The sequence below is a fragment of the Lapidilactobacillus bayanensis genome (assembly GCF_003946695.1).
GTDB lineage: Bacteria > Bacillota > Bacilli > Lactobacillales > Lactobacillaceae > Lapidilactobacillus > Lapidilactobacillus bayanensis.
Genome location: NZ_RHOX01000002.1, coordinates 81,248 through 98,374, shown reverse-complemented (window position 1 = coordinate 98,374; position 17,127 = coordinate 81,248). Strand labels below are relative to the sequence as shown.

At 40.2% G+C, this 17,127-nt stretch carries 13 protein-coding genes and 1 pseudogene; 10 read left to right on the top strand and 4 right to left on the bottom strand.

Annotation, left to right across the window (positions count from 1 at the left end; all coding sequences use genetic code 11):
- Positions 1 to 314 precede the first annotated feature (314 nt).
- The 3 genes from EKM65_RS01300 to EKM65_RS01290 all read left to right on the top strand — a co-directional run bounded on the left by EKM65_RS01300 (position 315) and on the right by EKM65_RS01290 (position 4,090).
- On the top strand, positions 315 to 1,547 hold the full coding sequence (locus EKM65_RS01300) for an MFS transporter (RefSeq protein WP_125604715.1): 1,233 nt from the start codon (positions 315 to 317) through the stop codon (positions 1,545 to 1,547).
- Between the two features lie 113 nt (positions 1,548 to 1,660).
- A complete protein-coding gene (locus EKM65_RS01295) occupies positions 1,661 to 1,882 on the top strand; it encodes a transcriptional regulator (protein ID WP_125604713.1) in 222 nt (73 codons plus the stop codon).
- A gap of 51 nt (positions 1,883 to 1,933) precedes the next feature.
- Positions 1,934 to 4,090 carry an ATP-dependent Clp protease ATP-binding subunit gene (locus EKM65_RS01290; protein ID WP_125604711.1) on the top strand — a complete coding sequence of 719 codons (2,157 nt, stop codon included), beginning with the start codon at positions 1,934 to 1,936 and terminating at the stop codon, positions 4,088 to 4,090.
- Positions 4,091 to 4,321: 231 nt separating this feature from the next.
- Here EKM65_RS01290 and EKM65_RS01285 read toward each other — a convergent pair whose 3' ends face one another.
- The gene (locus EKM65_RS01285) at positions 4,322 to 5,038 is read right to left on the bottom strand and encodes a sulfite exporter TauE/SafE family protein (RefSeq protein WP_125604709.1); all 717 of its coding nucleotides are present in this window, start codon (positions 5,036 to 5,038) and stop codon (positions 4,322 to 4,324) included.
- Between the two features lie 185 nt (positions 5,039 to 5,223).
- On the opposite strand from EKM65_RS01285, the pseudogene EKM65_RS01280 reads away from it, so the two are divergent.
- A pseudogene (locus EKM65_RS01280) lies at positions 5,224 to 6,127 on the top strand (PhzF family isomerase).
- A 35-nt stretch (positions 6,128 to 6,162) separates the two neighbouring features.
- The gene (locus tag EKM65_RS01275; protein WP_125604707.1) at positions 6,163 to 7,113 is read left to right on the top strand and encodes a GNAT family N-acetyltransferase; all 951 of its coding nucleotides are present in this window, start codon (positions 6,163 to 6,165) and stop codon (positions 7,111 to 7,113) included.
- 137 nt (positions 7,114 to 7,250) lie between these two features.
- On the opposite strand, the gene EKM65_RS01270 is transcribed toward EKM65_RS01275, so the two are convergent.
- Together EKM65_RS01270 and EKM65_RS01265 are read right to left on the bottom strand one after the other, a co-directional pair.
- The gene (locus EKM65_RS01270; protein ID WP_125604704.1) at positions 7,251 to 7,724 is read right to left on the bottom strand and encodes an Rrf2 family transcriptional regulator; all 474 of its coding nucleotides are present in this window, start codon (positions 7,722 to 7,724) and stop codon (positions 7,251 to 7,253) included.
- A gap of 32 nt (positions 7,725 to 7,756) precedes the next feature.
- Complete coding sequence (locus EKM65_RS01265) at positions 7,757 to 8,299, bottom strand: NAD-dependent epimerase/dehydratase family protein (RefSeq protein WP_125604702.1); 543 nt, start codon at positions 8,297 to 8,299, stop codon at positions 7,757 to 7,759.
- A 408-nt stretch (positions 8,300 to 8,707) separates the two neighbouring features.
- Here EKM65_RS01265 and EKM65_RS01260 point away from each other — a divergent pair, with 408 nt between their 5' ends.
- Positions 8,708 to 9,352 (top strand): nitroreductase family protein, encoded by a 645-nt coding sequence (locus EKM65_RS01260; protein WP_125604700.1) that lies wholly within the window; start codon positions 8,708 to 8,710, stop codon positions 9,350 to 9,352.
- Between the two features lie 145 nt (positions 9,353 to 9,497).
- Here EKM65_RS01260 and EKM65_RS01255 read toward each other — a convergent pair whose 3' ends face one another.
- Positions 9,498 to 10,154 (bottom strand): YoaK family protein, encoded by a 657-nt coding sequence (locus EKM65_RS01255; protein WP_125604698.1) that lies wholly within the window; start codon positions 10,152 to 10,154, stop codon positions 9,498 to 9,500.
- Between the two features lie 259 nt (positions 10,155 to 10,413).
- On the opposite strand from EKM65_RS01255, the gene EKM65_RS01250 reads away from it, so the two are divergent.
- The 4 genes from EKM65_RS01250 to EKM65_RS01235 all read left to right on the top strand — a co-directional run bounded on the left by EKM65_RS01250 (position 10,414) and on the right by EKM65_RS01235 (position 16,992).
- A complete protein-coding gene (locus tag EKM65_RS01250; RefSeq protein ID WP_125604696.1) occupies positions 10,414 to 11,607 on the top strand; it encodes an acetate/propionate family kinase in 1,194 nt (397 codons plus the stop codon).
- A gap of 88 nt (positions 11,608 to 11,695) precedes the next feature.
- Positions 11,696 to 12,163, top strand: coding sequence for a Dps family protein (locus tag EKM65_RS01245; protein WP_125604694.1), 468 nt, complete (start codon positions 11,696 to 11,698; stop codon positions 12,161 to 12,163).
- Positions 12,164 to 12,363: 200 nt separating this feature from the next.
- Entirely contained in the window at positions 12,364 to 14,346 is a 1,983-nt protein-coding gene (locus EKM65_RS01240) for an elongation factor G (protein ID WP_125604692.1), read from the top strand.
- Positions 14,347 to 14,457: 111 nt separating this feature from the next.
- Positions 14,458 to 16,992: a M1 family metallopeptidase gene (locus tag EKM65_RS01235; RefSeq protein ID WP_125604690.1), complete on the top strand. Its 2,535-nt coding sequence runs from the start codon at positions 14,458 to 14,460 to the stop codon at positions 16,990 to 16,992.
- Positions 16,993 to 17,127 lie beyond the last annotated feature (135 nt).

Here is a 17,127-nt window from a genome sequence, read left to right as displayed (position 1 = left end):
GAAAAGTTAGGGCAGATTCTTAGCTATGATCAAGGATAAGTGCGGTAAGTACGCTTCTCTGCGTTACCAGTTGTAAATTTATTTGGCAAGTTAGGCTGTCTATGGTATTTTGTAAAAAAAGAGCATTCATTATTGTTTTGCTATGGAACGAAAACCTGAACGTAAATGTCTTAATGATGTTGTTCTGTCTGCCTCGATTTTGGATCGAGCAGAACGCCGTCATTAATCAACGGACGCAAATCGATCTTTGCACGATTACTTTTTATTTCACCATCAGAAAACTCAGGAAAGCTCGAGTAAGCTAAGGAAAAATTATGATAGAACGAACGACACGTTATGAAAATTGGCAGCGGCGTATAGGCCTGTTGCTCTCTAGCCAGACCGTTTCGATGTTTGGCTCGATGGTTAGTGGTTTTGCGGTGGTCTGGTATATTACGTTGCGCACAGGATCAGGGTTATGGGTAACCTATGCGACATTAGCAAATACTATCCCCTCAGTAATCATATCTTTATGGGCAGGTGTTTGGGCGGACCGATATAGCCGTAAATATTTGGCAATGCTAGCCGATTCAGGAATTGCTTTAGTCACATTGTTAATGGCAATTTTATTTGCCATGGGCATTCGCGATTTATGGTTATTGTTAATTCTTTTAGCAGCACGTTCGGCTGGTAATGGTATTCAGTCGCCGGCGGTTAATGCATTGGTGGCTGATATTGTGCCAGGAAGTCATTTAAGCCGAGTTAATGGTATTTATAATACCTTAAGTTCCTTCTCGCAGCTAATGGCGCCAGCAATGGGCGGTGTTATTTTAGCTAATTTTGATTTGCGTTTTGCCTTTGGTCTGGATGTGGTGACAGCAATCATCGGGATTTCAATGATGAGCCTAATTAAATTACAGCAGCGAGAACAGCAACGTCAACCGGCAGGAATTTTTACTGAAATGGCCGCCGGATTAAAATATATTAAGATGCGGCCGCTGATTTTAGGTCTAATGATTGCTTACTTTGCTTTTTTCATTCTGTTAGCACCAGCTAGTGTGTTATCGCCAGTTTTTGTTGAGCGGGCCTATGGTCATAATGTCATGTTCTTAACTTGGTCAGAGGTTGCTTGGTCACTTGGTTCAGTGATCGGCGGCGTTTTAGTCGCTATGAAAAAAGTCATTAAAGATAAAATTGGCGCAATTGCTTTAGTCATGGTAGTCTGTGGCGTTGTTTTTGGCGTGATTGGTTTTGCGCCAACGATTTGGTGGTATTGCGTGATTATGGCATTAGGTGGTTTGATCTTTCCATTATTACCAACGGCCGATACCACTTTAATTCAAGAAAATGTCGAGCATCATTATATGGGCCGTATTTTTTCGGTATTTGGAATTTTTGTTGGTGCGACAACGCCGATTGGGACATTACTTTTTGGTCCATTAGCCGATGTGCTTGATATTAAATGGATTTTCTTGGGTACAGGTATTTTAAATATTATTGTTGGCTTCGTTTTTCTAACCACGATGGCGAAATATCGTCAACAGGAATTAAAGAGGTATCATCAATAGCATCAAAATAAAATTTGTCCATAAATTTGAAAAGATTGTCGTCTTCGAGTGCTTCACAAATGTAAAACATTCACAGATGTGCTATAATATTTTTTGGTAGGAGGTTACATGTGATGAAAATAGATGTCAAAACCTATCTAAGAATGAATGGGTTGACAATTTATGAAGTTGCCAAACGCAGCGGTTATGGTTATACCACGTTGCACAAGTCATTCAATAAAGCTCAAACAAGTGCAACACCGATTAATATTCGTGACTTGGATGCGTTAGCGCAAGCACAGCATCAAGCAATGTGGGAAGTACTGAAAGACTTAGAGACCCATTACATGAATTAAATCTCTTGACTAAAATTTCAAGTAGTTATCAAGTATACGGGGGGTATTCTTATGGCTAGTTCATTTTATTCAAATTCAAACGATCCATTCGATCGCGATATGGATGATGTTTTTAATCAACTGATGGGCAGATTAAACGGTCTTAATTCAGAGTCGCATTATTTAGTTAATGGACGTGAAATGACACCGGAAGAATTTGCGCAATATCGAGCAACAGGTAAATTACCTGCTGGGGAGCAAAATCAAGTTCCTATTACAACAGCAAAAAATAACAAGCAGCAAAAAGACGGTATTCTTGAAAAATTAGGCCGTAATTTAACTGCAGAAGCACGCGCAGGTCAATTAGATCCGGTTATTGGTCGGAACAAAGAGATTCAAGAGACGGCTGAAATTCTCAGCCGGCGGACTAAGAACAATCCGATTCTAGTTGGTGATGCCGGTGTTGGTAAGACGGCTGTTGTTGAAGGTTTGGCTCAAGCAATTATCAGTGGCGATGTACCAGCAGCTATCAAAGATAAGGAAATAATCTCTATTGATATTTCTGGGCTTGAGGCTGGGACACAATATCGTGGTTCGTTTGAAGAAAATATTCAAAACTTAATCAAAGAAGTTAAAGAACGAGGCAACGTGATCTTGTTCTTTGATGAGATTCATCAGATTTTAGGTGCTGGTTCTGCTGGTGATGGCGAGGGTAGTAAAGGCCTTGCTGATATTATTAAACCAGCGTTAAGTCGTGGTGAATTAACGGTTATTGGCGCAACAACTCAAGATGAGTATCGTAACACCATTATGAAGAATGCCGCTTTAGCACGGCGTTTTAATGATGTAACGGTGAACGCACCAAGTCCTGAAGATACGTTGGCAATTTTGCAGGGTATTCGGAGTTTGTATGAGCAACATCACCATGTTGAATTACCTGATGATGTTTTGAAGGCTTGCGTTGACTATTCAATTCAGTATATTCCGCAACGTTCATTACCAGATAAGGCAATTGACTTGTTGGATATGACTGCTGCGCATTTAGCTGCTAAACATCCTGTCACGGATAAGGTTCAATTAGAGCAACAATTGCATGCAGCAGATGTTAAGAAGCAAAAAGCAGCCGACGATGAAGATTTCGAAGCCGCAGCCAAGGCTAAGGCAGAAATTGAAAAGATTCAAAATAAATTAAATGATCAAGATGGTGCTGAAGAAGTTATCGCTAAACCAAACGATGTTGCTGCAGCGGTCGAAAGATTAACTGGTATTCCAGTTTCTAAAATGGGTGCCAGTGATATTGAACGGTTGAAGAGCATCAACGAACGACTAAAGGGTAAGGTTATTGGCCAAGATGAAGCTGTTGATATGGTTGCCAAAGCGATTCGGCGTAATCGGGCTGGTTTTGACGAAGGTAATCGCCCAATTGGTAGTTTCTTATTCGTCGGGCCAACGGGTGTTGGTAAGACTGAATTGGCTAAGCAATTAGCTTTGGATATGTTTGGTAGTAAAGAAGCGATTATCCGTTTGGATATGAGTGAGTATGCTGATCAAACCGCCGTTTCCAAGTTGATTGGTACCACAGCTGGTTATATTGGTTATGATGATAACGCCAATACGTTAACTGAAAAAGTTCGTCGTAATCCCTACTCAATTGTTTTGTTAGACGAAATTGAAAAAGCCAATCCTCAAGTTTTGACTTTATTGTTGCAAGTGATGGATGATGGTCGTTTAACGGATGGTCAGGGTAATATGGTTGACTTCAAGAATACGATTATCATCGCGACTTCTAATGCTGGCTTTGGTAACGAAAGTTTAACAGCTGACAAAGCTAAGGACGAGGACTTAATGACTCGGCTCGCACCATACTTCCGTCCAGAATTCTTGAACAGATTTAATGGCATCGTTGAATTCAGTCATCTTAATAAAGAAGACTTGCACCAGATCGTCGATTTAATGATTGGCGATGTTAACACAACTTTGGCCAAGAAAAATATCACGTTAACTGTCAGTGACGCAGCCAAAGATTGGTTAGTTGAAAAGGGCTATGATGAAGCAATGGGTGCACGGCCATTACGTCGGGTAATTGAACAACAAATTCGTGATAAGGTGACTGATTTCTATCTCGATCATTTGGATGTTAAAGCATTACAAGCCGATGTTAAAGACGATGCAATTGTGATCAGTGCCGCTACGACCGGTCAGGCAACTACTGCCTCAGCAGGAAAATAAGGCGAACGAAAAAGTATGATTAAATTCAGATAAGCAAATAAAAACCACTTGGTACATAACCAGGTGGTTTTTATTTACGACGAATTGAGTTTACCTGGCGTAAATCGAGCTTGTAGTAGCTCACTAACATATTTCTCGTACGCACGAATTATTGATTGGGGCCGAACTTTAGTTGTTTTTAATTGTCATTGTCGAACCGAACTTCGTTTAATTGCTTTTTTAAAACTGTGATTAGAAAAATAAGTAATAAATACCGCTAAGGCCGATAAAACCATAAATCCACGGTTTAATCGTGGTTAAATCCCAACGTGTTGATAACCTAGTCGCAATAACTGTACCGATTGTTGCGGCGACCATGCCGGCAAGAATATACGGAATGTCTGGTGTAGCTAAAATACCATTAGCAATACGCACGCTAGTAATATAAACAGCATCAATTAAGAAGAAACCCTGAATATTTCCAATATAATCGGGCATGGAACTAGACAGAGATAAGAAATATAAGGCCATTAATGGTCCACCAATCCCAAAGAGGCCATTGAAAAAGCCAGAGATGATCATGAAACAACCGGCGATGTACCAGGGGTATTTTTGACTACCCGCACTTTTTGAAAAAATAAAATACAAACTGAGTGCAACCAATAAGCCGCCTAACATTAACCGCAAAAGGTGCGTGTCCAAAACGCTGCCTAGGTGCACAGACCAGGTTGCAACGGTCGCATAAACTAAAAAGGGAACTAGGACTCGTTTAGGTTTGAATTCGTGACGATAACGAATAGTCAAGGCTAATACACTAGTTAACATAATAACGCCACCAATGCCGGCAGCTTTGTCCATCGGCAAAATTGATGGGAAAAAGATCATCATAATAATTACCGCACCAAAACCAGTTAGTCCCTGAACCAGTCCAGCAATTAAAGCTGGAACAACAATTAATAACCAAATCATTACACAAACCGCCTTTTAAGTTAACGCTACTATTTAGTGTGGATATTATTTGCTAATGTGTCAATAAGTTTTATTGGCAGTTAAGTATGGGGTGAATTGAAAGAAACCAGCTGCGTATTATTGCTGAATTCGTGTAAAATATAAATAAGGGCACTCAAGAATGTCAGCGAAGAGGTAGATTAGCGATGGTCAAAGAATATCGTGTTTATCAGGTTGATGCGTTCACTCAAACAAAGTTTACGGGTAATCCTGCTGGTGTAGTAATTAATGCAGACGGTTTAACAACCGTGCAGATGCAACAAATTGCTCGTGAACTAAATAATTCAGAAACGGCGTTTGTCTTTCATGATCGTCGTACTGATTATGATTTACGGGTTCGATTTTTTACACCAACAGTCGAAGTGCCAACTTGTGGTCATGCAACAATTGCGACGCATTACGTTAATGCTCAAGAACAAGGATTACAAGGTGTGACGCAACTATTGCAAAAGACGCAAGTTGGTATTTTGCCAGTGACAACAATACAAACTGCCGACGATTATCGCGTCGTTATGACGCAAGGCTCGATTGAAGTTGGTCCGGTGTTAAGTGCAGATTTTCAAAATGAGATTTTAGCCGCACTAGGACTAAAGGTTTCCGATTTGCGATCCGATTGTCCGTTGCAAATCGTTTCAACTGGCAATGGTAAGGTGCTAATTGGCTTGAATGATTTAGTGCAATTAAATAATCTACAACCTGATTTGACTAAGTTAGCAGCGATCAGTCAACAAATAAAATGTAATGGTTATTATGCCTTTGTTTTGACACCGGGTCAGGAAAATCTAGTTCATGGCCGCATGTTTGCACCGGCTAGCGGTATTGTCGAAGATCCAGTTACCGGCAACCAACGGACCATTAGGCGCATATTTGGTTATGCATCATTTAGTGGCAGTACAAGGTGATCAATTTTCTTTTACAGCAATTCAAGGCGAGGCACTTGGCCGGCCTGGTAGAATTGAGGTTCTAGTTGAGGTGAAATCCGGTAAACCTGTTCTTGTAAAGATTGCCGGTCAGGCTGTTATTGCCTTTCAAACAACGCTAATTTTATAATGCGTTAATTTTATGGTGAAGGAGTTCATTAACCAATGGCGTTACTACCAATCAAACATTTAACTCGTGAGCAATGGTCACACTATGTTAGTCACCGCGCTGATGATAGCGCCTGGGGTATTTATCAGCAAGCCCAATTAATCGCAGTTGTTGAAACAATCCCAGATGGAGCAACCAATACATTACAAATTGTCGCCTTCGAAGTTACCACTGATGATAGTGGTCAGGCTCTTATTGATTTAGTTCTGGAACAAGCAGCATTAGAAAATCGGCAACGAATTATTTTAATCGATCCAGTAAATCGTGACTTGTTTTTAAAAAATAATTTTCAAGCGATTGGTGCGAATCTAGTGTGGCAACGGCCGCAACCGTTAAAATTGACGACATTGAAAATTCGTCAAGAAACAGAAAAAGATTTTGCTGAAGTTGAGTCAATGATTAATCAGGCCTTTTGGAATAAGTTTCAACCAGGAAGTCAGGATGCCTATTTAGTGCACGAGTTGCGGCAATCGCCTATTTATTTGCCGGAGTTGAGTCGTATCGCCGTTGTGAACGGTGAGATTGTTGGCGGTATTTTTTACTCAAAAGCAATTATCCAGCAAGTTGATCGAGAAGTACCAATTCTAACTTTTGGACCATTAGGTGTCGCACCTCATTGGCAGGGCTCTGGAATTGGGACCAAGCTATTAAAAGAAACTTTGGTGTTAGCAACGCAAGCTAATTATCGTGGTATCGTCATGACTGGTGTACCTAGCTTTTATTTACGCCAAGGTTTTCAAACTACAGACCATTTCGGAATCACATTGGCTGATGGCACAACACCGAACTTCTTAATGGGTTATGAATTGCAACCACAAGGACTAAGCTCAATCCCTGGTGTTTATGCAGAGAATGATTTTTTTGAAAGTTTATCGATTGAACAGGCCGATTATTTTAATGAACGGTTCACCAAGCGACCACAACAATGGTTTCCCCAACAATTGTAAATAAAAAAGCATGTCCGATATTTTTTACTAGCGATGAACTGCTGGTAAAATAATAAGGATGTGCTTTTTAGAATTAATAATCTGTTATATCGATTGCAATCGTCTGTTTCAAATTAGATCGATTGTGTCGAAATATTTTAAAAAGATTCAAATCGTGCTTGCCAATTAATCACGCCGCTTTGAAAAGTATCAGTCTCTAATAACTGATCTAGCGTAACCTTTTGCAACGCTTGAGTAAACGCTGCAGCACCTTGATCGAGGGTTTGGCTAATGAGTTGTTCACTTTGTTGTACATGTTGTAAATGCGGGAATAAAGTTGTTGCTAAAGTGGACGATTCGTAATCAAATAATTGCTCATCTTCAACTGCCAACAAGACGTTGGCTAGTGTGATCTTAGTAATAGGCTTTTTTAGCGTAAAGCCGCCATCACGTTTAGCATCAGAGGAGATCAAATCTGCCACGACGAGTTTGCGCAATGTTTTTTTCAATGATGAATCAGAAACTTGTAATAAATTACTAAGTTGGGTACTTTTCAGCGGTAGATGTTGCTTTTGTGTCGCTAAGATTAGTAACACGAAAACACTTGTTTCAAAATTCTTAGGTAAGTGCATAATTACGCCTCTAATAATTGATTGAGTAGTTGCTAGACAACGGACGTTACTGTTACCGGTTTTAATTTCCGACTAAAAATACCAAAGAATTTAAGCAGAGGAACCATCTTTGCCATCGAATCAGAACGACCAGCGCCATAAACTAACGTCGGTTCAACATAGGCCAAAGGGATCGTTGATTGTTTGAGCTGCCGAATTAATTTAGCTTTGATTGTAACGAATGACTTGGGTCCGAGAATACCACCAATTATTCCCATTGATTTGACTTGTTTTTGTTCAGCAATCTTTTGCATTACGTCTGCAGGCTTTTGGTTAATATTGATTAATTGTTGCGGGTCCTTGGCGGGCGCACCGATTAAATCGACGATATAATCAACCTGATCGGGAAGCAATGCGTTAACAGCGTTGAAGTCAGTAACATCAGCCTTTAAGTTATAGACTTGCGAGTTTTGGAATTGATTGTTACCAGAGCGCGAAACAATATAGAGCGCCGCTTGCGGATTGCGGGCTAACCATTGTTTACTGAGTTCACGGCCGAGATAACCATTGCCGCCTAAAAGTACAATATTTGTCATAAGATAGCTTCTTTCGTGGAATTATTATTTCTATGGAAATTATAATTCCACGAGTTTTATTTGTCAATGCATTTAATCGCACAGAAGTTAAGGTGTGACTAATCAAATCACGCTGTTAAAAATTATGGCCGGATAAAATAAAAAGTTTTGGTTCGGTAAACGATACTGGATTCAGCTAGTAAAGTATTAAAATAAGTTCCAGCCAGCTGACATAACTGACAGCGTGCAGGTAAATAAGTATTAAAGTTGGTATCATTTTGATATCGCTGCCATGCATAATACGTTACAATAAGAGCGGGTAGATACGAATGTTGCAACATCATGTTTGCTGACAAGTTGCTTTAATCGCGGTGTCCTTAATTCGCAGGCTACTAGTTATAAAATTTAATCTTTTTGGAGGCATTTTTAATGGCACAATTAGTTAATAATGATTTTGCAGATGTGATGCTTAACCGTCACTCTGTTCGTAAATTTGATCCTAGTGTCAAAATTTCACGAGATGAATTGCAAGAAATGATTGCTCAAGCAACAACGGCTCCATCAGCTTGTAATTTACAATCATGGCACTTCGTTGTAATTGATACGCCTGAGGGCAAGGAACAGTTGAAAAAATCAGCGATGAAATTCAACTATCCCCAAATCGACACAAGTTCAGCAATTATCTTCGTTGCCGGCGATACTCAATCACATAAAGTTTATCGGGATGTTTGGACGAAAGTATATGAAGCGGGTAAAATTGATAAAGCCAAACTTGACTCAATTTTTAATACCTTCTTACCATTATATGAGAATGCATCACCAGAATTTTTGACATTGGACGCCACAATTGATGGTTCAATGGTGGGTATGCAACTGTTATTAGCGGCTCGCGCTCACGGTTACGAGGCTAACGCTTGGTCCGGCTATGATTTCAAAACAATTATTTCAACATTGGGCTTGGATGAGAAACGCTTTGTGCCAGTAATGGCGATTGCAATTGGTAAACCTGCAACTGGCGAGAAGATTCTGAAGACTGATCGTTATGACGCTAAGACGTTAACCGAATTTTTGTAAAAATTAACGTACAATTGAATAAGTAAAAAAGTCGTCTAACTTCAATATTATTTAAGTTAGACGACTTTTATTTTGCACTGGGAATTCAGTGATCATTTACTTTACGAAGAAGTAAAAAACGATCGATATAACGACGATATGGTACTTAATGTGCTAATTTTAACCAGGCTAATAGTAGAATGACGGCAGGAATTAAGATTGCTGCAGTTCCTAAATAAGGAATTGTTACAGCGATTAAAGCAGAGCCAATCGTAAAGGCAATAAAGATTAATAAGGTCGTGCTTAAGCGATGCCTGGCCGCGGATTCGTGATAAACAACAGTGTCCCAAGTTGTTTCGGCAAGTGTTCGTAAATTTCCGGTCATCATCAGTGGTGTAAAGGGCACACCGTCTAGTTGATGAAATGCTTGTAACTCTCCTGCCGCAGCAATAGACAAAATAATTGTCGCACCAAAGTTAGAAATATGAGTTCCTAGAATTGCGACTAGAATTAATAATGAAGCTTGATATAGCAGGATAATTTGACGTCCTTTAGTCCCGTGAGTTTTGAACAGCTTGTTGCGCTGAAAAATTCGTACAATTAACGTACCGGTAAAAAATGCCAGCAAAGAAATAGCATAACGCCAGCATAGATTAAATTGCCGCTCACCCAAACGAATACCTAACAGGATTAGATTTCCCGTTTGCATACCAGCAAAAACTTTTCCGTGAAGTAAATATGAATAAGCATCCATTGCCCCGGCGGTCATGGTCAATAAGGCGCCGAATACAGGTTGTTCGTAAGCGTGAATTGCTTTTTTCATGGTCAGTTGTTCCTCGTGTTACTTTCAGTGAATTTAATATCTATTATCGTATCATGAATTATCCTTAAATTTTAGAAGTTTAATATTTTTTTGCGGGAATGATTGTATCCGTTCGCTTATAAAACAGCGTTATTATAAGCTGCATCTTGATTGCTTTTTGAAATTTTTTTCAGTATGATATTGTTTATCATAAGATATATAGGCGATGAAACAATAACTTTCTTATTATATATTGGTGCCTATTCAAGGAGCTGTTGTTATGTCGAAAATACTTGCAATCAACGCGGGAAGTTCATCTTTAAAATGGCGATTATTTGAAATGCCCGCTGAACAGGTTATTGCCAAGGGATCTGCTGAACGAATTGGTCAAAAACTTGGTGAGATTAAAGTTATTGCGAATGGTCAAAAATGGGAACAAGAATTATGCGTTTCTTCTCATCAAGTTGCTGTGGAAATGTTACTTAAGGCGCTAACTGAAAACCAGATTATCACAGATTTTTCCGAAATTGTTGGCGTCGGTCACCGAGTAGTGGCCGGTGGCGAAATCTTCCACCAATCAATATTGATCGATGAACAGGTTTTAGAACAAATTGAATCATTAGCAGAATATGCGCCATTGCATAATCCAGCTGAAGCAGCTGGCATTCGTGCTTTTATGACAGCCTTACCGAACGTTCCAGAAGTGGCCGTTTTTGACACATCGTTTCATCAAACATTACCAGCAGTTAACTATTTGTACAGTATTCCTTATGAATACTACGAAGAATACGGCGCGCGTAAGTATGGTGCTCATGGGACAAGTTATCGTTATGTTTCTCAACGAACTGCCGAGTTATTGCAGCAACCGCTAACTAATTTAAAAATGGTCATTGCTCATTTAGGTAATGGGGTTTCGCTTGATGCAATCAAAGATGGTCAATCATTTAACACGAGTATGGGCTTCACACCGTTAGCAGGCGCCACCATGGGCACGCGTTCTGGTGATATCGATGCTTCATTAGTCGCTTTTTTGGAAGAAAAACTTGATTTATCTGCTGAACAGACCATCGATTTGTTAAATACTAAATCTGGTCTGCCAGGATTATCAGGTGTCTCTTCAGATATGCGTGATTTATTGGCCAGTGAGGCAACTAATCCTCGAGCTAAAGTTGCAGTAGCAATTTTTATTGATCGAATTGTCCAATATATTGGTGCCTATACCGCCCAAATGAATGGGTTAGATACATTAGTTTTTACAGCAGGAATTGGTGAAAATGAGGCGGAAATTCGCAGTCGGATCGCACACGCACTAAGTTATTTAGGTATCGAAATTGATGAAAAAGTTAATGCAACAACTCATGGTGTCGAACAAATGATCAGTACATCAAGTTCAAAAGTAAAAGTTTTAGTTGTACCAACAAATGAAGAATTGATGATTGCTCGCGATGTTGTGACTTTGGGTGGAATTAAGTAATTACAATTCTAATAAAGCGTTTAATTGTACTTCATGTCGCCGTTCATCTATCATTAATTGGGTAAGATAAATTAGAGGAGGCCACAAAATGAAGTACACAAAAACTAAAGCGGTTTTGAATCAGCTCGTTGCTGATTTGAGTCAAATGTCGATGGTGATTCATCAAACTCATTGGTATATGCGTGGTAACGGCTTTTTAACCTTGCATCCCATGATGGATAAATTTATGGATGATATCAATGATCAATTAGACGTCGTTTCAGAACGATTAATTACTTTAGATGGTGCCCCATTTTCAACATTACAAGAAATGGCTGACCATACTGAGATTACCGATGAAACGGGCACTTGGGATCACACGATGACAGAGCGTTTAGCAACCTTAGTTAAGGATTACCGCTATTTGGCCGACCTTTATCAAAAAGGAATTGAGATTTCTGGTGCTGAAGGCGACGATTCAACACAAGATATCTTTATCGAATTTAAGACGGCGACAGAAAAACGGATTTGGATGATTCAAGCGCATTTAGGCAAAGCGCCGGAAATTGATGCGTGAACTATCAACGCGCCTAGTTTTCTGTTACATTTGAGAAAAATATAAAGTTTTAAACGGTTTGATATTTGGGAAAGTTTTCTCAGATCAAATCGTTTTTTATTGATTAGAATTAGGACCAGATTAATTTAATTATTTTTCCTGTGGTTAGCGCTTATTCTGTGGGATAATTAACAGGTGGTGTTAAGAAAGGAACGGCAACTATGAAAGAGATTGTTGCAGGGATTGTGGCGCACGTTGATGCTGGTAAAACGACGCTATCTGAGGCGATGCTGTACCAAACAGGTGCGTTGCGTAAATTGGGTCGAGTCGATAATGGTGACGCCTTTTTAGATCCTGATGCTCTAGAGAAGAAACGAGGCATTACGATTTTTTCTCATCAAGCAAGTGTTCAATTTAATGATTTAAAATTAACCTTGCTAGATACGCCCGGACATGTGGATTTTGCGGCCCAAACTGAACAGGTTCTAAGTGTTTTAGATTACGCGATTTTGGTAATTTCGGCCACGGATGGTATTCAAGGCTACACACGGACCTTGTGGGATTTGTTAGCCCATTATCAAGTGCCAACGTTTATTTTTGTGAACAAAATGGACGCTGCTGGAGCTGATCAGCAGCAAGTTTTGACACAAGTGCAAAAGGAATTGACAGCTAATTGTGTCGCCTTCAACGCTTATTCGGGAAACGATGACTTAACGACTGAAATTTCTGCGGCTAATTATGAAGAGATTGGTTTATGTGATGAAGCAGCGTTAGATGAATTAATGAGGACTGGTGCAATCTCTGATGAAACAGTACAAATTTTAATTCGCCAGCGCAAATTGTTCCCGGTTTATTTCGGCTCGGCTTTAAAGCTGCACGGCGTTGAAACTTTATTAGCTGGTCTAGAGCGTTGGAGTAAAGCAGCAACGCCAACGACTGATTTTGCCGCGCGGGTGTTCAAAATTTCGCACACGGATAAAGATGAGCGTTTAACTTGGGTTCGAGTTCTTGGTGGTGTTATGCACACTAAAGATGTTCTGCTGGCCGAACAAAAGGTCAACGCAATTCGCATTTACAATGGTGCAAAGTTCACCACTGCGTCAGAAATTCAAGCTGGTGGCGTTGCAGCGGTGACGGGACTAACAACCTCCTATCCAGGACAAGGATTAGGTGCAGCAACTAATAATACCCCACCAATGATCCAACCAGTTTTGAATTATGCACTGGATCCACAAGGTGAAGAAATTCAGGCTTGTTTAGCAGCATTACGACAATTAGAAGATGAAGATCCGCAACTTCATGTCACTTGGTTGAAAAATATACAAGAGCTACATGTACAGATCATGGGGCAAGTTCAATTGGAAATCTTGCAGCAACTTTTGGCCGATCGCTATCATTTAATGGTCGGTTTTGGTAAAGGACATGTACTTTATAAAGAAACAATCACAGCCGCAGTTGAAGGTGTTGGTCATTTTGAACCGTTGCGGCATTATTCTGAAGTGCATTTGTTAATGACACCGGCACCGGCGAATAGTGGTTTAACGTTTGCTAGCGATTGTTCACTAGAAATGTTGGGCCGTAATTGGCAGCACCAAATTTTGACCAGTTTACAAGCTAAAGAACATTTAGGCGTTTTGATCGGTGCGCCAATCACCGATATGAAAGTGACGTTAATTTCCGGTCGCGCCAGCATTGTGCACACAGTTGGTGGTGATTTTCGCGAGGCAACGTGGCGTGCGGTGCGTCAGGGTCTAATGATGTTAAAAGCAACTAATCATTGCCAATTATTGGAACCGTGGTATCGTTTCCGTTTAACGGTTGATCAAAACCAGGTTGGTCGGGCGATGAACGATATTCAACGCATGCATGGTGAATTAGATATGTCGACTAGTGAAACGACGAATACCACACCAACAGCGTTAATGACGACTTTAACTGGTACAGCTCCGGTTGAACAAATGCAAGCTTATGCTCAAGATGTCCAAGCTTACACTCATGGATTAGGACAACTAGAATGTGTCGTGGCCGGTTATCGTCCCTGTCACAACGCTGCAGCAATTGTTGCGGCAACGCAATACGATCCGGTGACGGATTTAGATAATGTTCCCGGTTCAGTTTTTTGCGCGCATGGTGCTGGTTATCTGGTGCAATGGGATCAAGTACCACAAACTGCGCATGTTCCATATACGTATTCTCATAAATAGTGAATTAAACTAACAGAAAAGTCGTTTAAACAAATTATTATTGCCGTTAATAGCAACGTTTTCGATAAAGTTGTATAATAATTTTATTCTAATAAAAGTAGAGGTAAGAGTATGGCTGAATTTACGCATTTCTATGAACTTTTCCAACCATCGCATTATAATCTTTATATCGATATTAATCGCGAGACAAAAACAATTAGTGGTCAAAGTATCATTACTGGTGAAGCAAAGGATACCGCAATTGCAATTCATCAAAAGTATTTGACCATTAACTCGGTGAAAGTTGCGGATCAGGCTGTTCCTTTCGCAGTTGATAATGATCAAGATGCGATTAATGTTACGCTGCCAAATGCTGGTAAAGTGACGGTAGTAATCGATTATACGGCGCCATTAACAGATACGATGATGGGTATTTATCCATCATATTACGAGTTAGATGGTGTCAAAAAGCAATTAATTGGGACTCAATTTGAAACCAACGCTGCTCGTCAAGCTTTTCCATGTGTGGACGAACCGGAAGCTAAGGCAACTTTTGATGTGGCTATTAAATTCGATGAGCATGAGGGCGAGACTGTTTTAGGCAATATGCCTGAGATTAAGACAGAAAACGGCGTTCATTATTTCGATACGACTGTTCGGATGTCAACTTACTTGATTGCGTTTGCTTTTGGCGACATGCGCGCTAAGGAAACCACAACTAAGAGCGGCGTTAAAATTGGGGTCTTTGCGACTAAAGCTCATAAGGCTAATGAATTAGACTTTGCCTTGGATATTGCGAAGCGCTCAATTGAATTCTATGAAGACTTCTATCAAACACCATATCCCTTACCGCATTCATGGCAATTGGCCTTGCCAGATTTCTCCGCAGGTGCTATGGAGAACTGGGGCTTAGTCACTTATCGTGAAGCTTGTTTATTGATTGATCCTGATAATACATCACTGGGCGTGAAACAGTATGTTGCAACTGTCATCGCCCACGAACTAGCTCACCAATGGTTTGGTGATTTAGTGACGATGAAGTGGTGGGATGATCTTTGGTTAAACGAAAGTTTTGCTAACATGATGGAATATGTGGCAATTGATGCTTTAGAACCAGACTGGCACATTTGGGAAGTCTTCCAAACTTCTGAAGCACCTGCTGCATTACAACGTGATGCAACTGACGGTGTGCAATCAGTTCATGTGCAAGTAGAAGATCCTGCAGAAATTGATTCACTCTTTGATGGTGCAATCGTTTATGCTAAAGGTGCACGCTTACTAGTGATGGTGCGTGCTTTAATTGGTGATGACGCCTTACGTGCTGGTTTGAAAAACTATTTCACTAAGCATCAGTATGGAAATGCAACGGGTGCTGATTTATGGTCAGCGTTAGGTGCAGCTGCTAATCTTGATGTTGGATCCATTATGAGTTCATGGTTGGAACAACCAGGTTATCCAGTCGTTACGGCGGCAGTTGTTGATAGTCAATTAACATTGAATCAGAAACAATTCTTCGTTGGTGCCGGTCAAGATGTTGGTCGTCAATGGCAAGTACCATTGAATAGCAATTATGCCGTTGCACCAAAGATTTTCTCTGACGAAACAATCGTACTAGGTGATTATCAGCAATTACGTAAAGAAAACGGCGTACCATTCCGAGTTAACGTAGGCAATGATTCACACTTCATCGTGAAATATGACGATGTTTTAATGCATGATATTTTAAACGATGTGACGAATTTATCTGCGATTGATCAATTGCAGATTTTGCAAGATCAACGTTTATTAGCAGAAGGTCGCCAAATTAGCTATGCTAGTGTGGTACCGTTGCTATTACAATTCGCAGATAGTCAGTCTAACATTGTTAATACGGCGTTATATCGGGTAGCTAATGACCTGAAGAAGTTTGTCGCGCCTGATTCCGTTGAAGAAGAATCATTAAAAACGTTATTCAATCAGCTAAGTGCGGCACAAGTTACTCGTTTAGGCTGGCTGCCTAAAGCTGGTGAGTCAAATGACGATCAATTAACACGACCTTACGTTTTAGTAGCAGCGTTATATGCTGAAAACCCTGATTCTATTGCTGCAGCACATGATTTGTTTGTTGCTCATCAAAATGAATTGAGCAGTTTACCAGCTGATATTCGACCTTATGTTTTGCGTAATGAGGTTCAACATTTTGGTAACGCTAAATTATTTGACCAGTTGTTAACAGCTTACCAGACCACTTCTGACAGCAGTTACCAATCTGGGTTAAGTGCAGCGATTACTAGCACGAGTGATGCAGCCTTGATTGCTCAATTAATTGAAAAATTTGAAGACGCTGATACAATCAAACCGCAAGATTTACGGGGCTGGTTCTACCGCCTCTTAGCAAATAAAGATGGTCAACAAGCTGCTTGGGACTGGATTCGCAATCGATGGGGTTGGCTTCAAGAGACTGTCGGTGGTGATATGGAGTTCACAACTTATATCACAGTAATCGCCAATGTCTTCCACACACCACAACGCCTAGCCGAGTTTAAAGAATTCTTTGAACCAAAGCTTAACACGCCGGGCTTAACTCGAGAAATCACGATGGATACTAAGGTGATTGAAACACGAGTTGACTTAGTTGAAAGTGAAAAAGATGACGTTAATGCAGCAATTGCACAACTAACAATCTAGTGAGAATAGTAAAGAGCTGGGACATATATTCCAGTTCTTTTATTTTACGGTCGTAAAATAAAATTTTTAGTTCAGGTAGCTTAACTACGGCGCTTTATGCGATTAAAGCGCGCTAAATAGGACAGTTATGATTGA